Below are 26,096 nucleotides of genomic sequence, written 5' to 3'. Positions count from 1 at the left end.
CTTACAGGATGGTCTCCGGTTGTGCGCCATGTTTATGTAAAGGCGCGATGGTCAAGGGCATCGACCATCAGACAAGCGGCAGCGGGGTAAAAACCAAAACGCTGAAAAATGTGAATTGCTGGGGACGATGTTTCAAAAAGCCCTCCATTATGACACGTTTCCTGTTTATGATCTAGTCATGCTGGATTGGATGAATTTGACGCATGTGGGCGTCGTGCAGTTGCCGACCTATATTTTGGGCACCATTGCGATTGTTTTATTACCGGGCCCAAACTCCCTTTATGTCCTGACAGCCTCTTCCAAGCTGGGCTGGAGGGCCGGAGCGTGGGCATCATGCGGCATTGTGGTGGGCGATTCGATTCTGATGGTGGCCATTGTTTTAGGGGCCGCATCGCTCTTACAAAACTCTCCTGGCCTCTTTATGGCATTACGCTGGCTGGGGGCGATTTACTTACTATGGCTAGCTTCGGGCCTGATCCGAGCCGCTTGGAGTCGTTTGCAAAAGATTTCCCCACAAAATAGTTCGCAAACAAGCTCCATGCGACTCATGCAAATGCATCCATTTGTGGCTGCGCTTGGCTTATCCCTTACTAATCCCAAAGCCATTTTTTTCTTCATCTCCTTCTTTACCCAGTTTGTGGATCCACAGTTTGCCAATCCGGCCCTGAGTTTTTTATACCTCGCCATCATCTTGCAGGTGATTAGCATCACCTACTTAGGCGTATTGATTTGGCTTGGTGAAACTCTGGCTTATCGCATTGAGCGTCATCCACAATGGACAGCCGTGCTCTGGTTTGGGGTTGGCATCTTGTTTATCTATTTTGCGTTACGCTTACTCATGGGTAATTAAGATCACGAATGATTGGAGAGTATTTGTGGCAACGATGACGGAGAAAGCAATATTGGGTGGCGGGTGTTTCTGGTGCCTTGAGGCGGTCTATCAGCGGGTTCAGGGCGTTACGCATGTGATCTCGGGATATGCTGGTGGCCATGTTGCCAATCCAAGTTACGAGGCAGTCTGTTCAGAGTCAACGGGTCATGCCGAGGTTGTTCAAATTGAGTTTGATCCCACCATCATTTCGTATCGGCAGTTGCTAGAAATCTTTTTTGTGATTCATGATCCAACCACATTGAACTACCAGGGCAATGATGTAGGCACGCAATATCGCTCCGTGATTTATGCACTTAACGAGCAGCAATTACAAATCGCCAATGAGCTAGTTAAAGAGCTTGAGGAGCAAAGACACTTCTCTGATCCGATTGTTACCGAAGTGATCATGGCTCCTATTTTTTATCCCGCGGAGGATTATCACCAGAACTACTACCGCAATCACCCATTTCAAGGGTATTGCATGGCGGTCGTTGGACCCAAGGTCAGTAAGTTTAAAAAGACCTTCTCTTCTTTACTTAAAGATTGAGTAAATCCATTCTAAGGCGCTAGGCGACTAATGCGCCATGCCTCTTGAGCCTTGGTATACAAAATACGATCGTGCAAACGGGAGGGGCGACCTTGCCAAAATTCGATCTTCTCAGGCTTTAAACGATATCCCCCCCATTGGACTGGTCGCGGGGGGTTCTCTCCAAATTGTTCTTTAAACCGTAACTCTTCTTGTTCTAAAAAAGCACGACTTTCAATCTCTCGGCTTTGGGGTGAAGCCCAGGCGCCTATACGAGAGGCCGGGGGGCGTTGAAAAAAGTAATCATCACTCTCAGCCGCACTCAGTTTGGAGACAATCCCATTAATCCGTACTTGGCGTTCTAGCTCGTGCCAATGAAAGAGGAGTGCCGCTTGCGGGCGATCGGCGAGCTCTCGCCCTTTTTGGCTATCGTAATTCGTAAAGAAACAAAAATCGCCTTGGCTGATTCCTTTTAACAAAACCACCCTGGCAGACGGCGTACCTGATGCATCGGCTGTAGCAAGCACCATCGCATTAGGCTCTGGACACTCTGCCTGACTTGCTTGCTCAAACCAGCTTTCAAATAGGCTGATCGGATCTCCCGGCACCTCATGTTCCGAAAGTTGCCCTGCGGTATAGTTTTTCCGTAAATCGGCTAGGTTTTTACTGATTGAGCTCATGGATTGAGTATAAAGAGAGCCTATGGCAAACGAAAGAGTAGTTGACGATACCGCCTGTGAAGCTAATTCAACCGCAGATCGACGATTTGCAGGGGTTGCTCGCCTGTACGGCGAGGATGCGTTTACCGCTTTTGGTCGCACCACCGTTGTAGTGATTGGTTTGGGCGGGGTTGGCTCGTGGGCTGCTGAGGCCTTGGCGCGTTCCGCTGTTGGGCATGTGGTCTTAGTAGATTTTGATCACATTGCCCCAAGTAATATTAATCGTCAGTTGCATGCCATTGAGGGAAGTTTTGGGAAGGCCAAGGTGTTGGCCATGGCTGAGCGTCTTCAAGCAATTAATCCAAATATTTCGATCACTATGCACGATGTGTTTGCAGAGCCAGCCAATTTGGAGCAGATCGTTCCAATAGGCTCATTGGTATTAGATGCTTGCGATGATGTATCGGCGAAGGTAGCGCTTGCTAGTTTTTGTAAAAGTCAGCAGATTCCATTGGTGATGTGTGGAGCGGCAGGCGGCAAGGTTGACCCCACCCGAATTCAGATTGCCGACTTATCTAAAACTACCCAAGACCCTTTGTTAGCCAAAATCAGAGCCCAATTGCGTAAAAACCACTCATTTAGTAGGGATTTGAAGAAATCCATGGGAATTCAGGCCGTTTACTCATCCGAAGCCAGGAGGGGCGCAGCCGGTGGGGGTTTGGAATGCTCCGGATATGGCTCCGGGGTTACCGTCACTGCAGGGTTTGGATTTGCAGCCGCCGCAGCTTGCCTTGCCCAAATAGCCAACTTGCAAGCTTAATATTTTTGCTAAACTCCTGATTTACTTGAAATGATGTTCAGGTAATTGGTTTGTCAACCCTTTGTTTTTTAGAAGCGTTAATGAACTAACCTAATGAAAGCCATTCGTAGCTACATTGGTTTTCTTAGGCTGTTGTATTTCCGTAGGAGACTACGTTTATTAATTTTTACTTTGGAGTTTTACATGAAAAAGATCGTTGCTATGTTAGTTGCTGGTTTGTTCTCTGCTGGTGTTTTCGCTCAAGCTGCTCCAGCTGCTAAGAAAGATGACAAGAAAGACGCTAAGCCAGCTGCTGCTGCTCCTGCTGCTAAGCCAGCTGACAAGAAGTAATCCTTTTTGTCTCATAGAACCCCAGCTTGCTGGGGTTTTTTTTATCCAAAATTTGCCCAGATTGACTAGGGCTATCCCTGTAAGAATTTGTTGATTTTTCTGTAAGCAATTACTTTTATTATTGCAATATGCGTTGATTATTCAGCGGTTTCTCAAAATTGCTTAATTATTAATTTCATTCTTGATACTTCTATAGTTTTCAAGCACTAGTTTCAATCGTGTTCGCTCCATAGACTTTCATGCGGTGGCGTTGTGCCACCGTCATCATGAAAGGAGTTCCCTTGGAGAAGAATGAAGAAGGCCTAAAGCGCCATCTCAAAGTCAGACACATTCGCTTAATGGCTTTGGGTTCGACAATTGGTGTCGGATTATTTTTAGGATCTGCCACCGCAATTCAAATTGCAGGACCATCTATCTTGCTTGCCTATTTCTTGGCTGGCATGGTTGCATTTGTGGTTTTGCGAACCTTAGGTGAAATGGCTGTCCATGAACCGGTGACGGGATCATTTGCCACTTATGCCAATACCTATGTCAATCCCTTAGCTGGATATATGGTGGGTTGGGGATACTGGACCTACTGGGTGGTAGTGGCCATTGCAGAAGTTACGGCAGTTGGTATCTATATGGGTGTTTGGTTCCCAGACATACCGCAATGGATTTGGGCGCTATCGTCCATCATCCTCATGGGGCTCATTAATCTGATTGCTGTCAAAGTATTTGGTGAGTTTGAGTTTTGGTTTGCGCTCATCAAAATTATGGCGATTGTGCTGATGATTGCTCTGGGCTGCTCGGTCATCTTCTTTGGGTTTACCAATGATTGGGTACCGATGGGGCTAAGTAATCTTTGGCAGCATGGCGGATTCTTTCCTAACGGCTTTAGCGGATTTTTGCTCTCCTTGCATATGGTGCTGTTTGCCTATGTCGGCATTGAAATGATCGGCTTATCTGCGGGTGAGGCACAAAATCCAAAACAGACGATTCCGATGGCAATAGATTCGCTCATCTGGCGCATTCTGATTTTTTATCTGGGCGCACTGATGGTGATCTTAGCTATCTTTCCTTGGAATGAAGTCGGTCAACAAGGTAGTCCATTTGTGGCCATGTTTGAGCGCATTGGCTTGCGTGAGGCTGCAGGTATTATTAATTTCGTAGTCATTACCGCAGCCTTATCAGCCTGTAACGCTGGTGTATTTAGTGGCGGACGCTTGCTATACGCCCTGTCGGCTAATGGGTATGCACCAAAGCCTTTTGTAAAGTTATCCAACAGCGGTGTTCCGCATCGCGCTGTGATCGGAACGGTTTGCGTACCTATGGTGGGTGTCGTGTTGAACTATTTTGTCCCTGAGAAGGCATTCCATTACATGATGGCAGCCGTTACTTTTGTGGGCCTTATGGTTTGGATTTCCATTCTGTATACCCACTATCGTTTTCGGGCCAGCCTTAGCAAGGACCAACTTGCCCAACTATCGTATCGCGCTCCATGGTGGCCGTATTCCAGCTGGTTTGCCTTGGCCTTCATCGCGCTTGTCATTGTTTTGATGAGTTTTCATGAGGATGCACGTATGGCACTCATTGTGGGCCCGATCTTATTAACCATTTATTTGATCCTGTATTTCGTATTGGGGATTGATAAAAAACATGTACTTCAATTAGGAGAGCAAAAATGATTATTGGTATTCCAAAAGAAATTAAAAACAATGAGTTTCGAGTTGGCTTAACACCCAGTCTAGTCCATGGCCTTACCCGCCAGGGCCACGCGGTATTGGTCGAAAAAAATGCCGGTGCTCACATTGGGTTTATGAATGAGCAGTACCAAGCAGCGGGAGCAACGCTCATCGAAAATGCGCAAACAGTCTTTGCAGATGCTGAGTTGATTGTGAAAGTGAAAGAGCCGCAGCCACAGGAGTGTGCCATGCTTCACGAGGATCAAACCCTCTTTACCTATTTACATTTAGCCCCCGATCCAGTCCAGACACAAGCATTAATCGAGTCCAAAGCCATTTGCATTGCGTATGAGACGGTGACCTCATCGAGCGGTGCATTGCCACTGTTGGCGCCCATGAGTGAGGTGGCTGGGCGGATGTCCATTCAGGCGGGTGCGGCGCATTTGGAGAAATCCAAAGGAGGCTCTGGATTATTGTTGGGGGGCATTCCTGGGGTTGCTGCTGCAAAGATATTGATCTTGGGTGCAGGTGTTGTAGGACGTCATGCCTTACAAATTGCAGTTGGTATGGGCGCGCACGTGAGCATCATGGATCGCGACTTGGATCGATTGCGGCAGATTGATGCGCTCTACGGTAATCGGGTACAAACCTTATTCTCTGATCAACAGAGCATTGAGAATGCAGTTAGGGATAGTGATTTGGTGATTGGTGCAGTGTTGCTGCCAGGTGGCTCAGCTCCCAAATTAGTGACCAAGGACATGATCCGGCAGATGCGAGCCGGATCTGTTTTGGTCGATGTAGCGATTGACCAAGGCGGTTGCTTTGAGACCTCACGACCCACCACCCATGCAGAGCCTACTTATGTTGAGCATGGAGTGATTCATTATTGTGTGGCCAATATGCCGGGTGCTGTTGCTCGAACATCGACAATTGGTTTAACCAATGCGACCTATCCTTTCATTGAACAGATTGCCAACCTTGGGGTAATGGAGGCACTGCGCCTGAACTCACACTTGAGGAATGGGTTAAGCGTCTATCAAGGACAACTCACTTCTGCACCAGTCGCTCGGGCGCAGAAGCGGTCGTACGTCTCAGCAGATGAGGCTTTACTGCGCCCCGATTTAGTCGAGGTCTGTGACTAAGGAGGCGAGTGTTTCATGGGGGAGGGTTTCGACATGCATGGGGTATCCCTTGTGGTCGCAACCCACCATCATTTGAGCGCCGGCCTTTAGTGCCTCTTTCATGGCAGGTGTTAATGGAATGCGCAGGAAGTGCACGGCCGAGGTTTTCTCGGTCGTTGCTCGCTCTAAATCCTCGTCGGCAATCGCGTAGACCCGTGGCTGACCTTCAACTTCAATAAAGATCTGATCTTCAACGCCAACCAGCTTAGCAAGTGCTACGCGTCGATCGGCTTCATTAGGGTACTCAATCATCATGGTGATCTTGAAGTCTGAACCACTGGGTACCATTGGGTTGTAGGCATCTAATTCATCTTGAATGCCTTCGTCTTCAAAGGTTTTCTCAACGCGTAACATCTCTTGAATCTGGTAACGCATTAGGAACTCGTTTTCAAAAATCAGTGTGAGATGCTCGCCCAAGTGAACGGTGCGCAGTTTGCGTTCCGCAATGGCGCGCGCTCTCATTTCAGGGCGTGCTTTGTGATAAGCCTCCAGGCTTAATAAACTATTGCGAGTAATTTTTCCCATTTCAATTGATCCTGTTGTCATGATTTAGAGTCCGTATGCTTTGGCCATGAGAGTGAGTGGATGCGCCATGGCGGTCTTCGGCAAACCCAGTTCATCCATCCCTTGGGCAATATGGTGCCCAGCGAGCTGGCAGTCGGAGCTAATATAGTTCGGTGATTCTTCAGCCATGCTGCGGAACACTGGACGTCCAATCTTCATTGCCATCGCATGAAACTCTTTCTTTACCCCCCATGTTCCTGAGTGGCCTGAGCAGCGCTCAACCACATTCACTTCAGTCCCTGGAATAAGTTTCAATGCTTCAGCGGTCTTCTGGCCGACATTTTGTACGCGCGAATGGCAGGCAACGTGATAGCTGACATGGCCTAATTCTTCTTTGAAGTCTTGATTTAAGAGACCATCTTTGCTGCGAGCAATAAAGTACTCAAAAGGATCCCACATGGCATCTTTAACTACTTGCACATCGGCATCATCCGGGAACATTAATGGCAGTTCTTGTTTGAACATTAAGGTGCAGGAAGGAATTGGAGTCACGATGGCGTAGCCTTCACGCGCCAATTTGGCAAGTTTAGGAATGTTCTTTTCCTTGTTTTCCTTCACGGACTCAAGGTCACCCAATTCGAGTTTAGGCATGCCACAGCAGGCCTCTTTATCAACCAGCGCATATGGAATCTGATTGTGATTCAGAATCTTGATGAGGTCTTGACCAATACCAGGCTCGTTGTAGTTGATGTAGCAGGTTGCATAGATGGCTACCTTGCCAGGGGTCCGTTGACCATCTTTAACCGGAAATGCTGCCGATGCCTTCGCCAATTGTGGGAAGGTCTTAGCAGCATACTCAGGAACCCATGCTTTCTTATCAACGCCCAGGGCGCCTTCCATCATTAATCGAGTAACACCTAAATTATTGACGGCATTGACTGCTTGGGTCACGATTGGAATGCCTGCAAATTGACCTAGCTTGTCTGTGGATGAGAGCAGCTTGTCACGGAAAGTCGTTTTACCCTCTTTGAAGGCGACCGCTTTGGCGCGCAACATTAAGTGTGGGAAATCAATATTCCATGGGTGAGGTGGGGTATAGGGACATTTGGTCATATAACATACGTCGCACAGATAGCACTGATCAACCACCTTTTGATAATCTGCTTTCGCTACTCCCTCAACTTCACCTTCTTCGGTCGCATCGACAAGATCAAAAAGGGTGGGGAATGAGCCGCACAGGTTCACGCAGCGACGGCAACCATGGCAAAGATCGAACACCCGCTCCATCTCGGCTTCAAGCTTTTCGGTGTTGTAGAAGTCTGGATTCGTCCAGTCCAAGGGGTGTCTGGTTGGGGCTTCGAGATTACCTTCGCGTAAAGTCATGGGATTGCTTTCGAGGAAAAATTAAGATGAACGCAGTTTAGGGTTTTTTCCTATGATAGCCAAATTGTATTAATTAAAAATATTGATAGTTTTTATTTAAATTACTGATTTATATGGATTTTTATGGATTATTGATTTCCACTGGCGTCGTTGCCCTGGCGGAAATCGGGGACAAGACCCAGCTTTTATCGTTGATGCTCGCTGCGCGCTACCCTAAACATGCTTGGCCGATTATTTGGGGGATCTTGCTCGCAACCTTAGTTAATCATGCCCTGGCCGCCTATGTGGGGCATTGGGTTGCCGGGCTACTTAGCCCTGATTTACTCCGTTGGATTCTGGGAATTGGATTTTTAGCCCTTGGTGCTTGGCTACTGGTCCCCGATAAGCTCGATGAAGACCAAGCAGCAAAACCAGCAAAAGGAGCTTGGGCAATTTTTGTTTTGACCACTACTCTATTTTTCATTGCCGAGATGGGTGATAAAACCCAAATCGCCACAATTGCTCTGGGTGCGAAGTACGACAGTGTTGTGTCCGTAACTATCGGAACCACACTTGGCATGATGCTGGCAAATGCCCCGGCAGTTTGGCTTGGCAAACAATTTACTAAGCGCTTACCAATTACGTGGGTGCATCGCATTGCGGCTATGATTTTCATTCTGCTTGGAATGGTGACCCTAGTTTGGGGCGGGGATCTCGCGTAAGCGTCAAGTCAAGATCCAACTAAAATCATTTCATGCGAACTGATTCTGCAAAGCGCTTTTTGCGCCTTCATTACAAAGCCCCGGATTATCAATTTGGCCAAGTAGAACTCGATATTGAGTTAATGCCCCAACGTACCCTCGTGCATAGTCGCATTGAGGTGATCCCGAGTGAGGTAACGCAAACTACTAAAGACGAGCTTCCCCTCATCTTGGATGGCGAAGATCTTGAGTTCATTAGCCTGCGTATCAATGGCGAGACGCATCGTCATTTGGAGTTAACGCCCGGTCGCATGGTGATTCATAGCCTACCTAATCGAGGTAAGCAAAATTTTGTGATTGAAATCAAAACCGCATGCATTCCCGAGAAAAACACCTCATTGATGGGGCTATATGTTTCGCGCGGCAATTTCTTTACGCAGTGCGAAGCAGAAGGTTTTCGCAAAATCACGTATTTCCAGGATCGCCCCGATGTAATGGCACGCTACCGAGTGACCTTGCGAGCACTCAAAGCAGATTACCCAGTCTTGCTCTCGAATGGTAATTTGATTGCCAAAGAGGATTTGGCTGATGGTTGGCATAGCGCCATCTGGGAAGATCCATTTCCAAAGCCTTCCTATTTATTTGCCTTAGTGGCTGGCAAATTGGTTTGCTTAGAGGATGTCATTACGTCTTGTAGTGGTCATAAAAAACTGTTGCAAATTTGGGTTGAGTCCCGCGACCTCCATAAAACCCATCACGCGATGGACTCGCTAAAGCGATCAATTGTCTGGGATGAGAAACGCTTTGGGCTAGAGCTTGATTTAGAGCGTTTCATGATTGTGGCCGTAAGTGATTTCAATATGGGGGCGATGGAGAACAAGGGTCTCAATATCTTTAATACCAAATTTGTACTTGCGGATGCGCAAACGGCGACGGATACCGATTTTGCCAACGTAGAGAGCGTGGTAGCGCACGAGTATTTTCATAATTGGACGGGTAACCGGGTCACTTGTCGGGATTGGTTTCAGTTGTCGCTGAAAGAAGGTTTAACGGTCTTTCGGGATCAAGAGTTTTCAGCCGATCAAATGGGCACAGAGTCTGGCAGGGCCGTTAAACGCATTGATGACGTGCGTTTATTGCGCCAGTTGCAGTTTCCTGAGGATGCGGGACCCATGGCCCATCCGATTCGTCCTGACGAATATCAAGAAATCAATAATTTCTATACGGTTACTGTCTATGAGAAGGGCGCCGAAGTGGTGCGCATGTATCAAACGATGCTCGGCGTCGATGGCTTTCGTCGCGGTATGGATTTGTATTTCAGGCGTCATGACGGTATGGCGGTCACCTGCGATGAGTTCATCGCCGCGATGGCAGACGCCAATGGGCGCGATCTCAGTCAGTTTAAAAATTGGTACAGCCAATCGGGCACCCCACGGGTTCAAGTCAAGGAGCAATTTGATTCGCGCAAGCACGAGTACCGCTTGACCCTCAAGCAATCTTGCCCGCCGACTCCCGGGCAAAAGACAAAAAAGCCATTTCATATTCCATTGAAAGCCAGTTTGTTATTTGAACCAGGTACATCCATCAGTTCAAAAGAAGCTCAGTATTTTGGTCAAGAGGTATTGCTGGAGCTGACCCAGCCAGAGCAAACCTGGGCGGTAAAGCATATTCCTGCTAAACCCGTGCTGTCGATCAATCGGGATTTCTCGGCACCGATTGTGCTGGAGCATGAGCAAAGTGAGGCGGAGTTGCTTGCTCTCATGGCCAATGAAACAGATTCCTTTAACCGCTGGGAGGCTGTGCAAAAGTTAGCCCAGCAATTGATCTTGACAGACCGAGAGCCAGATCAGCGATTGCAAGAGGGCTACCGTGGATTGCTGGTTGATCCGCAACTGGACCCAGCATTTAAGCAACTTCTCTTTACTCTGCCAGCTGAAACTTATTTGTATGAGCAGGTTCAATCGGTTGATCCTCAGAAATTACATTGGGCGCGTAGAGGTTTTAAGTCAACTCTAGCAAATGCGCTGAAATCCGATTGGGAAAGAATCTATCGATCACTTCAAACCTCGGTCAAATACAGTCCAGATGCGAGGAGTATGGGTCGGCGCGCTCTCAAAAATGATGCGCTCACGATGCTTTTGGAAACCAAGGACGCTCAGTGGTATGAGGTGGCTGAAGAACAGTACGAGCTAGCGAACAACATGACCGATCGCTTTGCAGCATTACAGGCCCTTGTATTCGCTCACGCACCGCAGGCTGAGAATGCCTTAGCGGATTTTTATCAGCGCTTTGCCGATGATCCGCTCGTAGTTGATAAGTGGTTTGCTTTGCAAGCCACTCGACCTCCACAAACCAAGAGTCAGTCGGTGCTTGATCACATTCAGGCGCTTATGCGTCATTCTGCATTCCAGATGAATAACCCCAATCGGGTGCGTAGCCTCATTCATGCCTTTTGTTTGAGTAACCCAGGTGGATTTCATGGAGCCGAGGGCGTGACGTATGCCTTTTGGGCACAGCAGGTCATTGCACTTGATGAGATCAATCCTCAGGTAGCGGCACGACTCGCCCGCGGTTTGGACCGCTGGCGGCAGTTTGCACCGCGTTATCAAAGACCGATGAAAGTGGCACTGGAGACCGTAGCAGCAGCTAACCGCCTTTCTCCTGATGTTCGCGAGGTTGTCACCAAAGCATTGGTAATGCATACATCCTAGCTCCCGATCAAGGCATTGATTTTGCTAGGATAAAATTACAGGCTTCATGTAACCTTTTTCTCAAGGTTTATGCCGGAATAGCTCAGTTGGTAGAGCAGCGCATTCGTAATGCGAAGGTCGTAGGTTCGATTCCTATTTCCGGCACCAAGTTGCCCCTCAAATAAATGCCTAAAGTACGGGTTTTCACTAGTCAGTACGGGTTTTACTTATGTGAAAATTTTCGTTTGTTGATGTCTGTCAATTTTTGTCTAAAACTTTTATTGAAGAATTAGTCATCAAAGTTGCTACATGACAAAACTAATACTTTGAAAAACTTTTTGGAGGAGCAGCCATGCGTTTGAAATTCAAGTCAACAGTACTAAGTGTTGCCCTAATTGCCGGTTTTGCAGCTGCAACTACTGCACAAGCTCAGGCGAAATGGGAGCCAACTAAGCCAGTAGAATTTATTATCCCAGCAGGTCCCGGAGGCGGCGCCGATCAAATGGCACGGATGATTCAGGGAATTATTTCTAAAAATAATCTGATGAAGCAGTCGGTTATTCCTGTAAACAAGGGTGCGGGAGCTGGTGCGGAAGGTTTCTTGGCAATTAAAGAGGCTAAAGGTGACCCAAATAAAATTATCATCACCCTCTCCAATTTATTTACTACCCCCCTTGCAACTGGTGTGCCATTTAGCTGGAAAGAAATGACCCCAGTTGCCATGTTGGCACTTGACCAGTTCGTATTGTGGACTAACGCTGAAAAGCCATATAAATCTGCTAAGGAATATATTGATGCAGCAAAAGCAGCTGGTGCTGGCAAGTTCAAGATGGGTGGAACTGGTTCTAAGCAAGAGGACCAGATTATCACCGTAGCGCTTGAGAAAGCAACCGGCGCGAAGTTCACGTATGTTCCATTCGCAGGCGGTGGCGCAGTAGCAGTTCAGTTGGTTGGTAATCATATTGATTCATCGGTTAATAATCCAATTGAAGCTGTTGCTCAGTGGCGTGCTGGTAAGTTACGCGCTCAATGTGTGTTTGATACTGAGCGCATGCCATACAAGGAAAAAATCACCCCTACCCAATCGTGGAATGATGTTCCAACCTGTAAAGAGGTTGGTGTGAACACGGATTACGTCATGTTGCGCGGTATTTTTATGCCACCTGGTGTGACGCAAGCACAAGTCGATTTTTACATCGACCTGTTCAATAAAGTGCGTGCAACACCTGAGTGGAAGAAGTTTATGGCTGATGGAGCCTTTAATCAGACATTTATGACCGGTAAAGACTTTAATTCTTGGTTGGAAAAAAATGCCGCTCTCCATGCTCAGCTGATGAAGGAAGCTGGATTCCTGGCTAAGTAATTTGTTTGTTACTAAATAAGACCTCTGAACGGGGTCTTATTTTTTTAAGTTTGAATTAATTTTTATATAGAGCAAAGTATGTCTGATCACTCAAATCAAAATTCTGTAATTAGTATGCGATCGATGGAAATCATCATTGCCCTTTTATTTTTAGTCATCGGCTTTGTGGTGATGACTGGAAGTCTTAAATTGGGGGCAAAGTGGGGAAGTGATGGCCCAGAGTCCGGCTATTTTCCCTTCTATATCAGTCTAATTATTTTGGTTTCAAGTTCGATCACGTTATTCCAAGCATTTAAAAATAAAGAGCAGGCTGAAGAGGCTTTCGTTGATAAAGAGCCTTTACGCCAAGTTCTCTCAGTTTTAATTCCTGCAGCTTTATACGTCCTTGGCGTTCAATTAATTGGTATTTATGTAGCTTCAGCCCTTTACATCGCTATTTTTATGGTTTGGCTCGGCAAATACGCGCTCTGGAAAGCTGCTGCAGTTGGTTTGGGAGTCAGTGTCGCCTTATTCATGATGTTTGAATATTGGTTCCAAATACCATTGCCCCATGGATCCTTAATTAATCCACTGGCTATATTCGGATTGCAGTAATACAAGACAAAAATCAATAACGATAAAGATTTAATACTAAGGAGCTGACGTTGGAAGAAATTAACGCCCTATTTGGAGGCTTTGCTGTTGCGATGTCGCCATTCAATATTTTGTTGATGCTTGTTGGCGTCACCCTAGGCGTCATCATTGGCGTATTACCAGGGCTTGGCGGAGCAAATGGAATCGCAATTTTGTTACCTCTCACCTTCACGATGCCCCCAACTTCAGCGATTATTATGCTCTCCTGTATTTATTGGGGAGCTCTATTTGGTGGCGCAATCACGTCCGTCCTTTTTAATATTCCGGGTGAGCCCTGGTCCGTAGCAACCACCTTTGATGGCTACCCTATGGCCCAAGATGGCAAAGCTGGTGAGGCCTTAACCGGCGCATTCACCTCCTCTTTCGTTGGCGCATTCTTCGCAATCATTATGATTACCTTCTTGGCCCCACTAGTTGCCAAGTTCGCATTGCAGTTCGGACCCCCTGAGTTTTTTGCTGTCTATTTATTAACTTTCTGCAGCTTTGTGGGCATGAACAAGGGCTCACCCTTCAAAGTCATTTCTGCCATGATGCTTGGTTTTGCATTAGCTTCTGTCGGTATGGACACCGTTACTGGACAGCTAAGGCTAACATTTGGCTCAACTGAACTAATGCGCGGTTTTGATTTCTTGATTGCAGTAATTGGTTTATTCGGAATTGGTGAGATTTTGCAGTCCATGGAGGAGGGGCTTTCATTTTCCGGTAAGAGTGCCAAGATTCGTGCAAAAGTTGTTTTTGAAACATGGGCAAAGTTGCCAAAATATTGGGCAACATCCCTGCGTAGCTGTTTAATTGGTTGCTGGATGGGTATTACCCCTGGTGGAGCGACACCTGCCTCATTTATGAGTTATGGGGTAGCGAAGCAAATGTCTAAGAACAAAGACAAGTTTGGTAAGGGCGAGATGGAAGGTATTGTTGCCCCCGAAACAGCGGCGCATGCCGCTGGAACAGCGGCCCTTCTGCCCATGCTCTCTCTGGGTATCCCGGGTTCACCTACTGCCGCAGTTCTGTTGGGCGGTCTCCTCATTTGGGGTTTACAACCAGGCCCACTTTTATTTGTAGAGAAGCCAGATTTTGTTTGGGGCTTAATTGCTAGTATGTATTTGGGTAATATTGCCGGTTTGTTTGTAGTATTAACCTGTGTACCAATTTTCGCCTCAATTTTAAGAATCCCATTCTCAATCATCGCTCCAGTGATCATTGTGGTTTGTGCAGTTGGTGCATTTACAGTTCATAACGCGATGTTTGATGTATGGCTCATGTTAGGTTTTGGTGTACTGGGTTATCTCTTTAAGAAACTTGACTATCCGATGGCGCCGATGGTTCTCGCCTTAGTGTTGGGTGATCGCGCCGAAGACTCTTTCCGTCAAGCGATGCTAATCTCTCAAGGTAATTTGAACGTGTTCTTCTCAAACTACCTGGTTGGTAGCATCACCTTACTTGCAATCATCCTCTTGTTCTGGCCTTTAATTTCAAAATTAAGGCAGAAGAAAGCTTAAATTTTGAGCTTGATTCAAATAAAAAGGGGGCGCAAGCCCCCTTTCTTTATCCAAAGGTATTCTGGATAAAATAGCGATATGCATTTTCCCCATCAAAAATTGATTCACTGGCTATGCGCTATTGCCTTTTCATGGAGCGTTATTACTCCGTCGATGGCGCAAGCCTTTTTCCATTCGGCCAATACAAATTTTCTGACCATGGAACTGTGTGTGGTGGATGGTTCCAAGCAAACCGTTAATTTAGATACCGAAGCGCCGACTACGATGGCCAGCGACTGTCCCTACTGTGTCGTGCAATCAATGGCGCCACTGAACCTACTAACCAATCTTGGATTTGCAAGCCCTGCAATACCTATTTTGACTCCCAGTCTCTATTTGGAGTCTCCCAAAACTCTCTTTGCGTGGGTCAAACTCCCCTCTCAGGGGCCGCCTTCAAACTATTGCATCTGATTTCATCGGCAGGGGTTTGATTCGCCCCCTCATGTAATGCAGTTTTCATTTGAAGGATTCAGTATGAGCATCAACTTTTTACAAGCAGTGACAGCAAGCGCCTTGATCGCATTCTCAGGCTACTCTTTGGCACATAACGATATGAAGAATCCTGAGTATCGACTTGGACAACTCAAGATTGAGTACCCTTATGCGCGTGCGACGGCCCCTGGGCAAAAAGCTGCTGGCGGATTTATGAAGATTGAAAACAAAGGGGCTGCCGATCAATTGATTGCAGCAAGCTCTCCTGTGGCTGGCGAGATGCAATTGCATACTATGGCAATGGATGGCAACGTCATGAAAATGCGCGAGGTGAAGGCGATTGATGTACCGGCTAATGGCTCCGTGGACCTTAAGCCAGGTGGTTTGCATCTGATGTTTATGGATATCAAGACCCCATTAAAAGCAGGCGAAGCGGTCCCCGTTAAATTGAAGTTCCAGAAGGCCGGTGAAGTTGAAATCAAAGTCCCCGTGCGTGATATGAGCTCGGGTTCGGGCCACCTGAAGCACTAGTCAGACTCCCGGTCATACAGCCTGTCTCGCCGTGAGCGGTTCAGGCTGTATCGAGCGAAGTTCATTAATCTAGATTTCGGTCGGTAACAGCCCCTTTGCTGGCAGAGCTCGCTAAACGGGCATATTTGGCCAATAAACCGCGCGTATAACGGGATTTTGGCTGTTTCCAGGCGGCGCGCCGTTTGGCAATCACCTCGTCTGGCACATTGAGCTGGATTAGTAGCTTGTGCGCATCGATTGTGACCGAGTCACCCTCTTCAATGAGGGCAATCGTGCCGCCCACAAAGGCTTCAGGAGCTACGTGACCGACGACCATTCCCCAGGTACCGCCTGAGAAGCGCCCATCGGTAATCAGTCCGACGGTCTCACCAAGCCCCTGACCGACGAGAGCGGAAGTGGGAGCTAACATTTCTCGCATGCCGGGACCGCCTTTGGGGCCCTCATACCGAATCACGACCACATCACCATGTTTAATTTCCTGGGCCATGATGGCGGCCATCGCCTCGTCTTCGGAGTTAAATACTCGCGCAGGACCAGTAATCGATGGATTCTTGAGGCCGGTAATTTTTGCAACGCAACCCTCGGGCGAGATGTTGCCTTTGAGGATGGCGAGGTGACCTTGAGCATAAATCGGGTTATCTAAGGTCCGAATGACCTTCTGATCAGTTCGAGGTTTAGATGGAACATCCTTTAGAGTCTCTGCAATCGTTTTGCCAGTGATAGTCATGCAATCACCGTGGAGTAAGCCGCCATCTAGCAAAATCTTCATGACCTGAGGAATGCCCCCCGCTAAATGCAGATCGGGTGCCAAATAGGTACCCGAGGGTTTCATATCAGCAATCACAGGGACGCGTTTACGGATTCGCTCAAAGTCATCGATGGTCCAATCAATTTCCGCTGCGCTTGCAATTGCCAAGAAGTGCAAGACGGCATTGGTCGAACCACCCACAGCCATGATGACGCTCACCGCATTCTCAAGAGATTTTTTGGTAATGATGTCGCGCGGCCGAATATTATTTTTGATCGCTTGAACCAATACGCGAGCTGATTCGGCGGCGCTATCGACCTTTTCTTGATCAACATTGGACATGGTTGAGGAGTGGGGCAGACTCATCCCTAGGGCTTCAAACGAGGAGCTCATGGTATTGGCGGTATACATGCCACCACAGGAACCACTGCTTGGACAAGCATTTTGCTCAACGCCCTTGAGGTCCTCCTCGGTTAAGCGTCCGGAGGTAAATTCACCAACGGCCTCAAAGGCAGAAACGATATTGAGTTCTTTACCTTTGTAATGACCTGCTTTGATCGTGCCGCCGTATACATAGATTCCAGGGACGTTGGTGCGCGCTAGCGCAATCATGCCGCCTGGCATGTTTTTGTCACAGCCGCCAATGACCACCACGCCGTCTTGCCAAAGACCGTTGACACAAACCTCAATACTGTCCGCAATCACCTCGCGTGAAACAAGGGAGTATTTCATGCCCTCGGTGCCCATGCCGATGCCGTCAGAAACCGTGGGCGTACCAAATACTTGGGCCTTAGCGCCTGCTTTCTCTAAGGCATCGATTGCGGCATCGGCTAACTTTTGGAGACCGCTATTGCACGGTGTAATGGTGGAATGGCCATTGGCCACGCCCACCATCGGTTTCACAAAATCTTCCTCTTTGTAGCCCATCGCGTAGTACATCGATCGATTGGGTGCACGCGCAACCCCTTCGGTCACCATGCGGGAACGCTCATTCATACGTTTTGGGGCTTGTTTTTGGTCTGCCATTGATTCGATCTCCGCGATTAAATTGCCATCATTTCAAAGCTATCTTTTCCTGCGCCACAATCGGGGCAGGCCCAGTCGGCAGGGACATCGTCCCATTTAGTGCCAGGTGCAATGCCGTCCTCGGGCCGACCCGCTGATTCGTCATAAATAAAACCGCAAACAATGCAAAGATAGGTTCTCATAGAATTGTGATTCACTGATTGGGATAGAAAGGATATTTTAGGGATCTCCGGCAAAATTAGCCTCATGGCTAATAGCCAGCTCGGTTACGGGGCGTTACATTGTTGATCTATAAGTAATTTCAAGGTAATGATAAGCGATGACGCGATTAACCGGCACCATCTATCTCATCGATGATGACAACTCGATGAGGGATTCATTGGCGCGGATGCTGCGCGATGTTGGCTACATCGTTCAAGATTTTGAGAGTGCCACCTCGTTTTTACAAAATTCATTACCGGTTGCGCCCGCTGTGATTGTGCTTGATATGCAAATGCCGGATCTTAATGGTCTGGATCTGATGGAGCGATTGGAGAAGTTGGGTCGTAAAACCCCTATCGTATTCTTAAGTGGCCAAAGCCATCCCCAGCAGATCGTCAAAGGTCTTAAAAAGGGTGCGCTGGATTTTCTGTTTAAGCCCTTCAATATTGATGAGCTCTTGCAGGCTATCGATCAAGCCCTTGATTACGACCAGAAACAGCTCAAGCGTAATTTAAAAGATGGGGAAATTAAGCGTAACTTTAATACGCTGACTCCTCGAGAAAAAGAGGTGTGCACTTTGCTCGTGGAAGGCCTCAGGAATAAAGAAATTGCCGAACGCCTGGGTACGACCGATGCCACGATCAAGGTTCACAAAGCCAGGGTCATGGAAAAGATGCAAGCCCACTCCCTGCAGGATTTGGTGAAATTCTATTTGGAGGCTAATCTGGCCAAGTAAATATTAGCCTTGAAGTAAATAGCCAAATATGGGAATTTATGTAATATTTGCTATATAAATAGAATTTACGCTAAAAATATAAGGTATTGATTCTAATAAAAATAATAATAAAAATTAAATAAAAAGCGAGACGCATTTGGTGATGAATAAACGTGTTCCAGATGTTCGGGGAGGAGTACTCAAAAAGGCTCGCGAAGCCAAGGGACTCACTGTCTCTGAATTGGCGAGCAAGGTCTGCTTTTCTGTTAAACAAATTGAGCAGCTTGAAAATGGTGAGAAGAGCCATTTCTATTCACTAGCGATTAAAGCCAATGCCGCAAAACGTGTCGCCGATGAGCTAGGCATCAGTCATGAAGAGGTATTTGATTTTGGACCTGACTTGGTTGAGGCAGCAAAGGCTTCCCAAGAAAGCGTGATTGAAGCTGCAAAGGCATCTTCAAGACCTGAAGCGAAACCAAATGCTACTGAGGTTGTAGAGAAAAAAGAATCCCAGCAGAAACCTGCAGCAGTAAAAAAGAATGCCGAACAAAGAGTAGAGCAACTGGAGCGATTTGAAGAAACTCCTCCACCGGTCATTCAAAAAAATCGCAGTCTTTATTACTTTGGTGGCGCTGCCGTAGTTGCTGCGATTGCAATCGTGATTCTCAATATGAATGAGCCGCAGCCTATCAAGCCAACTGAGATTGCCAAGCTGCCATCGGAAACAATTTCAGCAGAGCCAAAAAAGGAGGAGGCGGCAAAACCCAACCCGACCGCTATTGCGCTCGCTCCTCAGCTTAATACTTCACAGGCAATCGATAGTTGCCCATCTGAAGATCCCGCCTCTAAAAGTTACCGCACGTCTTCTGCATCAAAGCCTGGCAATATGGTTCATGTGCAAAGCCGAAGTGCGCAAACAATCTGCGTAAAAGATGCAAGTGGCAAACTTGAGAAAAAGAGCTTAGAAGCAGGAGGCTCGTATTCCTTTTATGGAAAAGCCCCCTTTGTGGTCATGACCTCTAGCTTAGGTCAAACAGATCTATTTTTTCAGGGGTACAAAGTCAAAATTGATAATCTCAACTCCAAGAGCATTATCTTAGAGGAAGTGTCGTTTTAAACCGCAGCGTCGTCTACTTCGCCAGTCCGAATCCGAATGGCTTGCTCAACTGGGCTGACAAAAATTTTGCCATCACCAATTTTGCCAGTGCGCGCTGCTTTGATGATGGACTCGGTGACAGTTTCAACCAGGTTATCCGCCACGACCACTTCAACTTTTACCTTGGGTAAAAAATCGACCACGTATTCAGCGCCACGATAGAGTTCGGTATGACCCTTTTGACGACCAAAGCCTTTCACTTCGGTAACGGTGAGGCCTGTTACACCAACTTCGGCAAGTGCCTCGCGAACTTCATCAAGTTTGAAGGGTTTAATGATGGATGTGATTAGTTTCATAGTGTCTCCTTAGACTCAATCATACTCAAGGACGATGACTTACTCATTTCCCCATCTTTTTTAGGGCTAGAGTTTGGCGCCTGATGTAATCGGGTAGCGCCAATCACGTCCGAAAGCGCGTGCAGTGATGCGCACGCCTGGGGGTGCCTGACGACGCTTGTATTCATTGATTTGAATGAGGCGTGTAATTTTTTGCACTGCCGCAGAATCGTAGCCTGCTGCAATGATCTGCGCGCTGGATTGGTTCTGCTCCATATAACGCGCCAAGATCGCATCCAGAATTTCGTAAGGGGGGAGACTATCTTGATCGGTTTGATTGGGGCGTAATTCTGCGGATGGTGCGCGCGTCAGAATCCGCTCAGGGATCACTGGCCTGATTTGATTGCGATAGCGACACAATTGATAGACCAAAGTCTTGGCAATATCTTTAATCACCGCAAAGCCGCCGGCCATATCGCCGTAGAGGGTGCAATAGCCAACGGCCATCTCACTCTTATTGCCCGTGGTGAGAACCAAGCGACCGGTTTTATTAGAGAGGGCCATCAAGATGGTGCCGCGCACCCGTGCCTGAATATTTTCTTCCGTGGTGTCGCTCGGTAAATTGGCAAACTGGACTCGTAATGCATCTTCAAAAGCCTTTACCGGCTCCTGAATTGAAATCTCATCGTATTGCACGCCTAGATTGGATGCCAACTCACGGGCATCCAGCCAGGAAATTTCAGCGGTGTAAGGCGATGGCATCATAACTGCGCGCACTTGATCTGACCCGAGTGCGTCAACCGCAATGGCTAGCACTAAAGCAGAATCTACGCCACCCGACAAACCAAGAATGACTCCTGGAAAACGGTTTTTGCGAACATAATCACGCGTTCCCATCACGAGTGCGGCATACACTTGTGCTTCGAGCGTTAATGCAGGAGCAATCGCACCTCGTTGTGGTTCGCTTCCTACAGGCTCAATAAATCCGACTCCCTCCTGAAACTGCGACATGGCAAAAACCAGCTCGCCGTGAGAGTTCACAGCACAGGATCCACCATCAAAAACGAGTTCGTCTTGCCCGCCCACCATATTGAGATAGAGGATGGGTAAACCGCAGGTCTGACTTTGCTGTTTCAGTAGTTCGTAGCGTGTATGTTCTTTTTGCAGATGATAGGGCGAGGCATTGAGTACCACCAGCATTTGCGCCCCCGCATCCTTGGCTAGACGCGCTGGTTTTGAATGCCAAATGTCTTCACATAACAAAACGCCCAGTTTTAAACCATGATGCTCAAAAACGCAGGCATTTTCACCTGCCACAAAATAACGCTTCTCATCAAACACTTCGTGATTGGGTAATTCGTGTTTGAAGTAAGTAGTAATCACTTTGCCATTCGTAATTACTGATGCTGCATTACGCAGGCCGGCATCGGATTCGCAGGGGTGACCCACAATTACCGTTAATCCACGCAACTCTTGAAGTTGTTCGCACAGAGACTGAAGGACAGTCCGCGTTTCTTGAATAAATCCGGGGCGCAGTAATAGATCTTCTGGAGGGTAGCCAGTTAAAGAGAGCTCAGGTGTTAAAAGGAGACTGGCTCCATGTTGATGGGCAACGTGCGCCGCCTGAAAAATTGCCTGTGCATTAGCAGCGCAATCCCCTAAAAGAGGATTGAGTTGCGCCATTGCAATCCGCATGGGGGAATGAGTGCGCTGACTCATAACCTACACCATGCACGATTCATGCTTATGCCTTCTCTTTCTGATAGCGGGCCATGCCATCGGTAATCTCTTTGTGGGCATCGGCAATCGAGCCCCAACCTTTGACCTTGACCCACTTCCCTTTTTCCAGGTCTTTGTAATGCTCAAAAAAATGCTGAATCTGATTCAAACGCATTTGGTTGATGTCCTCGGAGCTCTCCCAATGGCTATAGATCGACAAAATGCGATCCTCGGGAACGGCTAATAACTTGGCGTCATCACCAGCTTCATCGTTCATCTGTAAAACACCCAGCGCACGGCAGCTGACCACCACGCCAGGGATCAACGGAAAGGGTGTAATCACCAAGACATCGACTGGATCGCCGTCCCCTGCAATGGTCTTGGGGATGTAGCCATAATTGCAGGGATAGTGCATCGCAGTACCCATAAAGCGGTCCACAAAGATCGCCCCGGTTTCCTTATCGACCTCGTATTTGATGGGGTCGGCGTTCATGGGGATTTCAATAATGACGTTAAAGTTCTCGGGAACCCGTTTTCCTGGGGTAACGTTATCAAGACTCATACATGCTCCAAATTAAATAAAAAACGGTCTGCTTAGTAGATACCCTGATCTTAGCAAAGTGGCAAATCACTAAATCTGTTGGATACTTTTGAAAGCGATTAAGTTGCTATTTTAAGCCTGCAAACAAATCGCTAGATTGTCGTATCAAAATTACATTGAATCCTCAACCAAGTAGGAGTGATTTAGCATGAGTGATGTGACTGTAGGTCTGTATTTTGCCTTAGCATGTGGTGTGATTGCCGTGGTCTACGGCTTTGTGATGCGCACCTGGATCTTGAAGCAAGACACGGGTAATGCCCGCATGGTCGAGATTGCGGAAGCGATTCAGCAGGGTGCGGCTGCTTATCTGGCGCGCCAATATAAAACGATTGCGATTGTGGGTGTGGTGTTGACCATCCTGATGGCGGTCTTCCTCGATTTGGCAACCGCGATCGGATTTGTGATCGGCGCTGTGTTATCGGGCGCCTGCGGATTCATTGGCATGAACGTCTCGGTGCGCGCGAATGTGCGTACTGCGCAAGCAGCCACTCAAGGCATGAACCAAGCATTGAATGTCGCTTTCAAAGGCGGCGCCATTACCGGCATGCTTGTAGTCGGTTTGGGTCTTCTTGGGGTCGGAGTGTTTTTCATGCTACTGGTTTCAATGGGTGGTGGTCAGGATCTCTCGGATGTGTTGCATCCCTTAATTGGTTTAGCCTTTGGCTCTTCCTTAATTTCGATCTTTGCGCGTCTCGGTGGCGGCATCTTTACCAAGGGCGCAGACGTCGGTGCTGACTTGGTGGGTAAAGTCGAAGCCGGTATTCCAGAAGATGACCCACGCAATCCCGCAGTGATTGCCGATAACGTGGGTGATAACGTAGGCGATTGTGCTGGAATGGCAGCCGACTTATTTGAGACCTATGCAGTGACCTTAATTGCAACCATGGTCTTGGGTGCACTCATGGTGATGAATGCCCCAGTTGCAGCGGTGGTATACCCATTGGTCCTTGGCGGCATTTCGATCATTGCCTCGATCATTGGCTGCTCGTTTGTTAAAGCAAGCCCTGGTATGAAAAATGTCATGCCTGCTTTGTACAAAGGCTTAATCATCTCAGGCGTCATCTCATTAGTGGGTTTCTACTTTGTCACAAAGTGGATTATTCCTGACGATGCCTTAGGGATTCCAGGTAGTCAGTGGCGCTTATTTGGTTCGTCGATTGTTGGTCTATTGCTCACCGCTGGCTTGGTCTGGATTACGGAGTACTACACCGGTACCGATTACAAACCGGTCAAACACATTGCCGAAGCCTCCACCAAGGGTCATGGCACCAACATCATTGCGGGCTTGGGTGTATCGATGCGCTCGACTGCATACCCAGTCATCTTTGTTTGCATTGCGATCTTTGCTGCGTATTACCTAGCAGGTCTTTACGGTATTGCAGTAGCCGCAACCGCTATGCTCTCACTTGCAGGGATTGTGGTGGCCCTCGATGCCTATGGTCCAATTACCGACAATGCTGGTGGCATTGCTGAGATGGCAGGTTTACCCGACTCGGTACGTGATATTACTGACCCATTAGATGCGGTGGGTAACACCACCAAAGCGGTGACCAAAGGTTACGCGATTGGCTCAGCGGGTCTCGCATCCTTGGTGCTATTCGCGGACTACACCCATGCCCTAGAGGAGATTGGTCAGCAAGTGACCTTTGATCTCTCCAATCACATGGTGATCATTGGCCTCTTTATTGGCGGCTTGATTCCTTACCTCTTCGGTGCCATGGCCATGGAGGCAGTAGGCCGTTGCGCCGGTGCTGTGGTTGAGGAAGTGCGTCGTCAGTTCAGAGACATCCCCGGCATTATGGAAGGAACTTCAAAGCCAGAGTACGGCAAGGCGGTGGACATGCTCACCTCGGCAGCGATTAAGGAAATGATTATTCCTTCGCTCTTACCAGTAGTGGTCCCCATTCTGGTGGGCCTCTTCTTAGGACCTGCCGCATTGGGTGGCCTCTTGATGGGTACGATTATTACGGGACTCTTTGTGGCAATCTCCATGTGTACCGGAGGTGGCGCTTGGGATAACGCCAAGAAATACATTGAAGAGGGTAACTATGGCGGCAAAGGTTCGGAAGCCCACAAGGCTGCCGTGACGGGCGATACCGTAGGTGACCCCTACAAAGATACTGCGGGCCCAGCAGTCAACCCACTTATTAAGATCATTAATATCGTGGCACTATTGATCGTACCGCTCTTACCGGTGGTTCGTTAATAGGAGCTCACCAAGACGAAGAACCCAGATTCATTCTGGGTTTTTTGTTTGACAATAGTAGTTCATTGAACTACCATAGGCAATGGACTTCGAATGGGATCAATTAAAAAGCGATGATTGTTATATTCAAAGAGGATTTGATTTTGAGGCTGTTATAGATGTCTTTCGGGATCCCTGTCGACTGGTAGAAACAGATGATAGGTGGGATTACGGTGAGGACCGTTTTCGATTAATCGGAAAGTTAGATGAAAAGTGTTTTGTTGTTATATTCACTCATCGATTGAATGTTATTCGAATCATTTCTGCCCGAAGAGCAAATGCTAGAGAGGTAAGAAAGTATGAAAAAAGTTCGAGTTAGTATTGATCTTAATGCGCCACGAAAAAAGGTTCGAGGGCGAATTAATCGAAAATTAATTGATGCAACAACCGAGATTGATATTGCGCGGCATAAAAAAAGTGATGATGCCATGGCAATGCGTGATGCTGGAAAATATGCGGCACGCGTTAGAAAGAAAATGGGCTTGTCCCAGCTAGAGTTTTCTCAAAAAATTGGGGTGCCACTCGAAACAATCCGCAATTGGGAGCAAGGCAAGCGCGCGCCTACGGGAGCTGCTCGAGCACTTTTGCGGATACTGGATCGCTCCCCCGAGTTGGCTTTAATTGCTTTAACGGCTTAACTGTCAAGGCCCTCTAAATAACGCTGCGCATCGAGCGCTGCCATACACCCCGTGCCTGCACTGGTAATGGCTTGACGATAGATGTGATCTTGGACATCACCAGCTGCAAAGACACCGGGGATATTGGTTGCCGTGGCATTGCCCTCTAAGCCCGAGTGCGTTTTGATGTAGCCATTGCTCATGTCAAGCTGACCTACAAATAAGTCAGTATTGGGTTTATGACCAATCGCAATGAAGGCGCCCGATACCGCAATTTCTTCCATGCTGCCATCCTGTTTTTTGATACGCACGCCCGTAACCCCTTTTTCATCACCCAAGACTTCATCGAGGGTGGCGTTGAGTTTGAGTTCGACCTTACCTTCAGCCACTTTCGCCATCAAGCGATCGTTCAGAATCGGCTCAGCACGGAACTTATCGCGGCGATGAATGACTGTCACTTTTCGGGCAATACCGGTGAGGTAAAGCGCTTCCTCAACGGCCGTATTACCGCCACCGACTACGCACACATCTTGACCCTTGTAAAAGAAGCCATCACAGGTTGCACAACCCGATACACCCCGACCCATGAACGCCTCCTCACTGGGGAGCCCAAGATATTGAGCAGAGGCACCAGTGGAGATAATGAGCGCATCACAGGTGTAAGTGCCTGAGTCGCCAACTAACCGAATCGGCTTTTCGGTGAGAGCCGCCGTATGAATATGATCAAAAATGATCTCGGTATTAAAGTGCTCGGCATGCTTTAAGAAACGATCCATGAGTTCAGGTCCCTGAACGCCATTGGGGTCTGCTGGCCAGTTTTCCACATCGGTGGTGGTCATGAGCTGGCCACCTTGGGCGAGCCCAGTAATTAAGGTGGGCTTGAGGTTGGCGCGGGCGGCATAGACCGCTGCGGTGTAGCCAGCTGGGCCGGAACCCAGGATCAGAACTTTGGAGTGTTTGGTCGTTGTCGTCATCCCTAAATTATAGA

The 26,096-nt window shown here is 47.9% G+C and carries 27 protein-coding genes and 1 tRNA gene; 19 read left to right on the top strand and 9 right to left on the bottom strand.

All coding sequences use genetic code 11. The features are described from left to right. The first annotated feature begins 178 nt into the window (after window positions 1–178). Together leuE and msrA are read left to right on the top strand one after the other, a co-directional pair. Window positions 179–850, top strand: coding sequence for a leucine efflux protein LeuE (gene leuE, locus QUE61_RS07380; RefSeq protein WP_286306596.1), 672 nt, complete (start codon window positions 179–181; stop codon window positions 848–850). A gap of 34 nt (window positions 851–884) precedes the next feature. Next, window positions 885–1,418 carry a peptide-methionine (S)-S-oxide reductase MsrA gene (gene msrA / locus QUE61_RS07375; RefSeq protein WP_286308329.1) on the top strand — a complete coding sequence of 178 codons (534 nt, stop codon included), beginning with the start codon at window positions 885–887 and terminating at the stop codon, window positions 1,416–1,418. 11 nt (window positions 1,419–1,429) lie between these two features. Here msrA and pdxH read toward each other — a convergent pair whose 3' ends face one another. Next, a complete protein-coding gene (pdxH, locus tag QUE61_RS07370; RefSeq protein WP_286306595.1) occupies window positions 1,430–2,077 on the bottom strand; it encodes a pyridoxamine 5'-phosphate oxidase in 648 nt (215 codons plus the stop codon). A 22-nt stretch (window positions 2,078–2,099) separates the two neighbouring features. Between pdxH and QUE61_RS07365 the strand changes: the two genes are divergently transcribed. The 4 genes from QUE61_RS07365 (at window position 2,100) to ald (ending at window position 6,012) form a co-directional block, all read left to right on the top strand. Further along, window positions 2,100–2,876: a tRNA threonylcarbamoyladenosine dehydratase gene (locus QUE61_RS07365; protein ID WP_286306594.1), complete on the top strand. Its 777-nt coding sequence runs from the start codon at window positions 2,100–2,102 to the stop codon at window positions 2,874–2,876. 183 nt (window positions 2,877–3,059) lie between these two features. Beyond that, the gene (locus QUE61_RS07360; RefSeq protein ID WP_286306593.1) at window positions 3,060–3,206 is read left to right on the top strand and encodes a hypothetical protein; all 147 of its coding nucleotides are present in this window, start codon (window positions 3,060–3,062) and stop codon (window positions 3,204–3,206) included. Between the two features lie 266 nt (window positions 3,207–3,472). Beyond that, window positions 3,473–4,873, top strand: coding sequence for an amino acid permease (locus QUE61_RS07355; protein WP_286306592.1), 1,401 nt, complete (start codon window positions 3,473–3,475; stop codon window positions 4,871–4,873). Beyond that, window positions 4,870–6,012, top strand: a complete 1,143-nt coding sequence (gene ald, locus QUE61_RS07350; RefSeq protein WP_286306591.1) for an alanine dehydrogenase — start codon at window positions 4,870–4,872, stop codon at window positions 6,010–6,012. Before QUE61_RS07355 ends, ald begins: the two co-directional genes overlap by 4 nt. Here the strand turns inward: ald and QUE61_RS07345 are convergent. Both QUE61_RS07345 and QUE61_RS07340 read right to left on the bottom strand, forming a co-directional pair. Then, window positions 5,992–6,597 (bottom strand): DUF3501 family protein, encoded by a 606-nt coding sequence (locus QUE61_RS07345; RefSeq protein WP_286306590.1) that lies wholly within the window; start codon window positions 6,595–6,597, stop codon window positions 5,992–5,994. The two genes, ald and QUE61_RS07345, sit on opposite strands and share 21 nt — an antisense overlap. A 3-nt stretch (window positions 6,598–6,600) precedes the next feature. Beyond that, window positions 6,601–7,938, bottom strand: a complete 1,338-nt coding sequence (locus QUE61_RS07340; RefSeq protein ID WP_286306589.1) for a heterodisulfide reductase-related iron-sulfur binding cluster — start codon at window positions 7,936–7,938, stop codon at window positions 6,601–6,603. Between the two features lie 113 nt (window positions 7,939–8,051). Here QUE61_RS07340 and QUE61_RS07335 point away from each other — a divergent pair, with 113 nt between their 5' ends. From QUE61_RS07335 to QUE61_RS07300, 8 genes are all read left to right on the top strand, one after another. Beyond that, entirely contained in the window at window positions 8,052–8,639 is a 588-nt protein-coding gene (locus QUE61_RS07335) for a TMEM165/GDT1 family protein (RefSeq protein WP_286306588.1), read from the top strand. A gap of 32 nt (window positions 8,640–8,671) precedes the next feature. Continuing rightward, a complete protein-coding gene (gene pepN / locus QUE61_RS07330; protein ID WP_286306587.1) occupies window positions 8,672–11,329 on the top strand; it encodes an aminopeptidase N in 2,658 nt (885 codons plus the stop codon). Window positions 11,330–11,400: 71 nt separating this feature from the next. Beyond that, window positions 11,401–11,476 (top strand) — tRNA-Thr (locus QUE61_RS07325). Between the two features lie 184 nt (window positions 11,477–11,660). Continuing rightward, on the top strand, window positions 11,661–12,671 hold the full coding sequence (locus tag QUE61_RS07320) for a Bug family tripartite tricarboxylate transporter substrate binding protein (RefSeq protein WP_286306586.1): 1,011 nt from the start codon (window positions 11,661–11,663) through the stop codon (window positions 12,669–12,671). A 78-nt stretch (window positions 12,672–12,749) separates the two neighbouring features. Continuing rightward, window positions 12,750–13,265, top strand: a complete 516-nt coding sequence (locus QUE61_RS07315) for a tripartite tricarboxylate transporter TctB family protein (protein WP_286306585.1) — start codon at window positions 12,750–12,752, stop codon at window positions 13,263–13,265. A gap of 50 nt (window positions 13,266–13,315) precedes the next feature. Beyond that, window positions 13,316–14,803 (top strand): tripartite tricarboxylate transporter permease, encoded by a 1,488-nt coding sequence (locus tag QUE61_RS07310; protein ID WP_286306584.1) that lies wholly within the window; start codon window positions 13,316–13,318, stop codon window positions 14,801–14,803. Between the two features lie 78 nt (window positions 14,804–14,881). Further along, a complete protein-coding gene (locus QUE61_RS07305; protein ID WP_286306583.1) occupies window positions 14,882–15,253 on the top strand; it encodes a DUF2946 family protein in 372 nt (123 codons plus the stop codon). 63 nt (window positions 15,254–15,316) lie between these two features. Beyond that, window positions 15,317–15,805 (top strand): copper chaperone PCu(A)C, encoded by a 489-nt coding sequence (locus QUE61_RS07300; protein WP_286306582.1) that lies wholly within the window; start codon window positions 15,317–15,319, stop codon window positions 15,803–15,805. Between the two features lie 64 nt (window positions 15,806–15,869). On the opposite strand, the gene ilvD is transcribed toward QUE61_RS07300, so the two are convergent. After that, window positions 15,870–17,549 (bottom strand): dihydroxy-acid dehydratase, encoded by a 1,680-nt coding sequence (gene ilvD, locus QUE61_RS07295; protein WP_286308327.1) that lies wholly within the window; start codon window positions 17,547–17,549, stop codon window positions 15,870–15,872. A gap of 47 nt (window positions 17,550–17,596) precedes the next feature. After that, window positions 17,597–17,761 (bottom strand): rubredoxin, encoded by a 165-nt coding sequence (locus tag QUE61_RS07290; protein WP_108508877.1) that lies wholly within the window; start codon window positions 17,759–17,761, stop codon window positions 17,597–17,599. A 137-nt stretch (window positions 17,762–17,898) separates the two neighbouring features. Here QUE61_RS07290 and QUE61_RS07285 point away from each other — a divergent pair, with 137 nt between their 5' ends. Continuing rightward, window positions 17,899–18,516 (top strand): response regulator transcription factor, encoded by a 618-nt coding sequence (locus tag QUE61_RS07285; protein ID WP_286306581.1) that lies wholly within the window; start codon window positions 17,899–17,901, stop codon window positions 18,514–18,516. Window positions 18,517–18,658: 142 nt separating this feature from the next. After that, entirely contained in the window at window positions 18,659–19,612 is a 954-nt protein-coding gene (locus tag QUE61_RS07280; protein WP_286306580.1) for a helix-turn-helix domain-containing protein, read from the top strand. On the opposite strand, the gene QUE61_RS07275 is transcribed toward QUE61_RS07280, so the two are convergent. The 3 genes from QUE61_RS07275 to ppa form a co-directional block, all read right to left on the bottom strand. Next, window positions 19,609–19,947, bottom strand: coding sequence for a P-II family nitrogen regulator (locus tag QUE61_RS07275; RefSeq protein WP_286306579.1), 339 nt, complete (start codon window positions 19,945–19,947; stop codon window positions 19,609–19,611). The two genes, QUE61_RS07280 and QUE61_RS07275, sit on opposite strands and share 4 nt — an antisense overlap. 66 nt (window positions 19,948–20,013) lie before the next feature. Then, a complete protein-coding gene (locus tag QUE61_RS07270) occupies window positions 20,014–21,645 on the bottom strand; it encodes an NAD+ synthase (RefSeq protein ID WP_286306578.1) in 1,632 nt (543 codons plus the stop codon). Between the two features lie 25 nt (window positions 21,646–21,670). Next, window positions 21,671–22,207 carry an inorganic diphosphatase gene (gene ppa, locus QUE61_RS07265; protein WP_215369759.1) on the bottom strand — a complete coding sequence of 179 codons (537 nt, stop codon included), beginning with the start codon at window positions 22,205–22,207 and terminating at the stop codon, window positions 21,671–21,673. Window positions 22,208–22,394: 187 nt separating this feature from the next. On the opposite strand from ppa, the gene QUE61_RS07260 reads away from it, so the two are divergent. The 3 genes from QUE61_RS07260 to QUE61_RS07255 all read left to right on the top strand — a co-directional run bounded on the left by QUE61_RS07260 (window position 22,395) and on the right by QUE61_RS07255 (window position 25,129). Continuing rightward, window positions 22,395–24,452, top strand: coding sequence for a sodium-translocating pyrophosphatase (locus tag QUE61_RS07260; protein WP_286306577.1), 2,058 nt, complete (start codon window positions 22,395–22,397; stop codon window positions 24,450–24,452). Between the two features lie 82 nt (window positions 24,453–24,534). After that, window positions 24,535–24,810 (top strand): BrnT family toxin, encoded by a 276-nt coding sequence (locus QUE61_RS09540; RefSeq protein WP_353506487.1) that lies wholly within the window; start codon window positions 24,535–24,537, stop codon window positions 24,808–24,810. Beyond that, window positions 24,791–25,129, top strand: coding sequence for a helix-turn-helix domain-containing protein (locus QUE61_RS07255; protein WP_286306576.1), 339 nt, complete (start codon window positions 24,791–24,793; stop codon window positions 25,127–25,129). The genes QUE61_RS09540 and QUE61_RS07255 overlap by 20 nt, the downstream gene beginning before the upstream one ends. On the opposite strand, the gene trxB is transcribed toward QUE61_RS07255, so the two are convergent. Continuing rightward, window positions 25,126–26,082 (bottom strand): thioredoxin-disulfide reductase, encoded by a 957-nt coding sequence (gene trxB, locus QUE61_RS07250; RefSeq protein ID WP_286306575.1) that lies wholly within the window; start codon window positions 26,080–26,082, stop codon window positions 25,126–25,128. The two genes, QUE61_RS07255 and trxB, sit on opposite strands and share 4 nt — an antisense overlap. Window positions 26,083–26,096: the final 14 nt, after the last annotated feature.

This window comes from Polynucleobacter sp. HIN5, from assembly GCF_030297555.1.
GTDB lineage: Bacteria > Pseudomonadota > Gammaproteobacteria > Burkholderiales > Burkholderiaceae > Polynucleobacter.
This window is presented reverse-complemented; position numbering and strand designations above follow the sequence as displayed.

Bases quoted from the DNA above. Each gene is read 5' to 3' on its own strand.
- leuE (WP_286306596.1), top strand. From the start codon at position 179: ATGCTGGATTGGATGAATTTGACGCATGTGGGCGTCGTGCAGTTGCCG.
- msrA (WP_286308329.1), top strand. From the start codon at position 885: ATGACGGAGAAAGCAATATTGGGTGGCGGGTGTTTCTGGTGCCTTGAG.
- pdxH (WP_286306595.1), bottom strand. From the start codon at position 2,077: ATGAGCTCAATCAGTAAAAACCTAGCCGATTTACGGAAAAACTATACC.
- QUE61_RS07365 (WP_286306594.1), top strand. From the start codon at position 2,100: ATGGCAAACGAAAGAGTAGTTGACGATACCGCCTGTGAAGCTAATTCA.
- QUE61_RS07360 (WP_286306593.1), top strand. From the start codon at position 3,060: ATGAAAAAGATCGTTGCTATGTTAGTTGCTGGTTTGTTCTCTGCTGGT.
- QUE61_RS07355 (WP_286306592.1), top strand. From the start codon at position 3,473: ATGAAAGGAGTTCCCTTGGAGAAGAATGAAGAAGGCCTAAAGCGCCAT.
- ald (WP_286306591.1), top strand. From the start codon at position 4,870: ATGATTATTGGTATTCCAAAAGAAATTAAAAACAATGAGTTTCGAGTT.
- QUE61_RS07345 (WP_286306590.1), bottom strand. From the start codon at position 6,597: ATGACAACAGGATCAATTGAAATGGGAAAAATTACTCGCAATAGTTTA.
- QUE61_RS07340 (WP_286306589.1), bottom strand. From the start codon at position 7,938: ATGACTTTACGCGAAGGTAATCTCGAAGCCCCAACCAGACACCCCTTG.
- QUE61_RS07335 (WP_286306588.1), top strand. From the start codon at position 8,052: ATGGATTTTTATGGATTATTGATTTCCACTGGCGTCGTTGCCCTGGCG.
- pepN (WP_286306587.1), top strand. From the start codon at position 8,672: ATGCGAACTGATTCTGCAAAGCGCTTTTTGCGCCTTCATTACAAAGCC.
- QUE61_RS07320 (WP_286306586.1), top strand. From the start codon at position 11,661: ATGCGTTTGAAATTCAAGTCAACAGTACTAAGTGTTGCCCTAATTGCC.
- QUE61_RS07315 (WP_286306585.1), top strand. From the start codon at position 12,750: ATGTCTGATCACTCAAATCAAAATTCTGTAATTAGTATGCGATCGATG.
- QUE61_RS07305 (WP_286306583.1), top strand. From the start codon at position 14,882: ATGCATTTTCCCCATCAAAAATTGATTCACTGGCTATGCGCTATTGCC.
- QUE61_RS07300 (WP_286306582.1), top strand. From the start codon at position 15,317: ATGAGCATCAACTTTTTACAAGCAGTGACAGCAAGCGCCTTGATCGCA.
- ilvD (WP_286308327.1), bottom strand. From the start codon at position 17,549: ATGAATGAGCGTTCCCGCATGGTGACCGAAGGGGTTGCGCGTGCACCC.
- QUE61_RS07290 (WP_108508877.1), bottom strand. From the start codon at position 17,761: ATGAGAACCTATCTTTGCATTGTTTGCGGTTTTATTTATGACGAATCA.
- QUE61_RS07285 (WP_286306581.1), top strand. From the start codon at position 17,899: ATGACGCGATTAACCGGCACCATCTATCTCATCGATGATGACAACTCG.
- QUE61_RS07280 (WP_286306580.1), top strand. From the start codon at position 18,659: ATGAATAAACGTGTTCCAGATGTTCGGGGAGGAGTACTCAAAAAGGCT.
- QUE61_RS07275 (WP_286306579.1), bottom strand. From the start codon at position 19,947: ATGAAACTAATCACATCCATCATTAAACCCTTCAAACTTGATGAAGTT.
- QUE61_RS07270 (WP_286306578.1), bottom strand. From the start codon at position 21,645: ATGAGTCAGCGCACTCATTCCCCCATGCGGATTGCAATGGCGCAACTC.
- ppa (WP_215369759.1), bottom strand. From the start codon at position 22,207: ATGAGTCTTGATAACGTTACCCCAGGAAAACGGGTTCCCGAGAACTTT.
- QUE61_RS07260 (WP_286306577.1), top strand. From the start codon at position 22,395: ATGAGTGATGTGACTGTAGGTCTGTATTTTGCCTTAGCATGTGGTGTG.
- QUE61_RS09540 (WP_353506487.1), top strand. From the start codon at position 24,535: ATGGACTTCGAATGGGATCAATTAAAAAGCGATGATTGTTATATTCAA.
- QUE61_RS07255 (WP_286306576.1), top strand. From the start codon at position 24,791: ATGAAAAAAGTTCGAGTTAGTATTGATCTTAATGCGCCACGAAAAAAG.
- trxB (WP_286306575.1), bottom strand. From the start codon at position 26,082: ATGACGACAACGACCAAACACTCCAAAGTTCTGATCCTGGGTTCCGGC.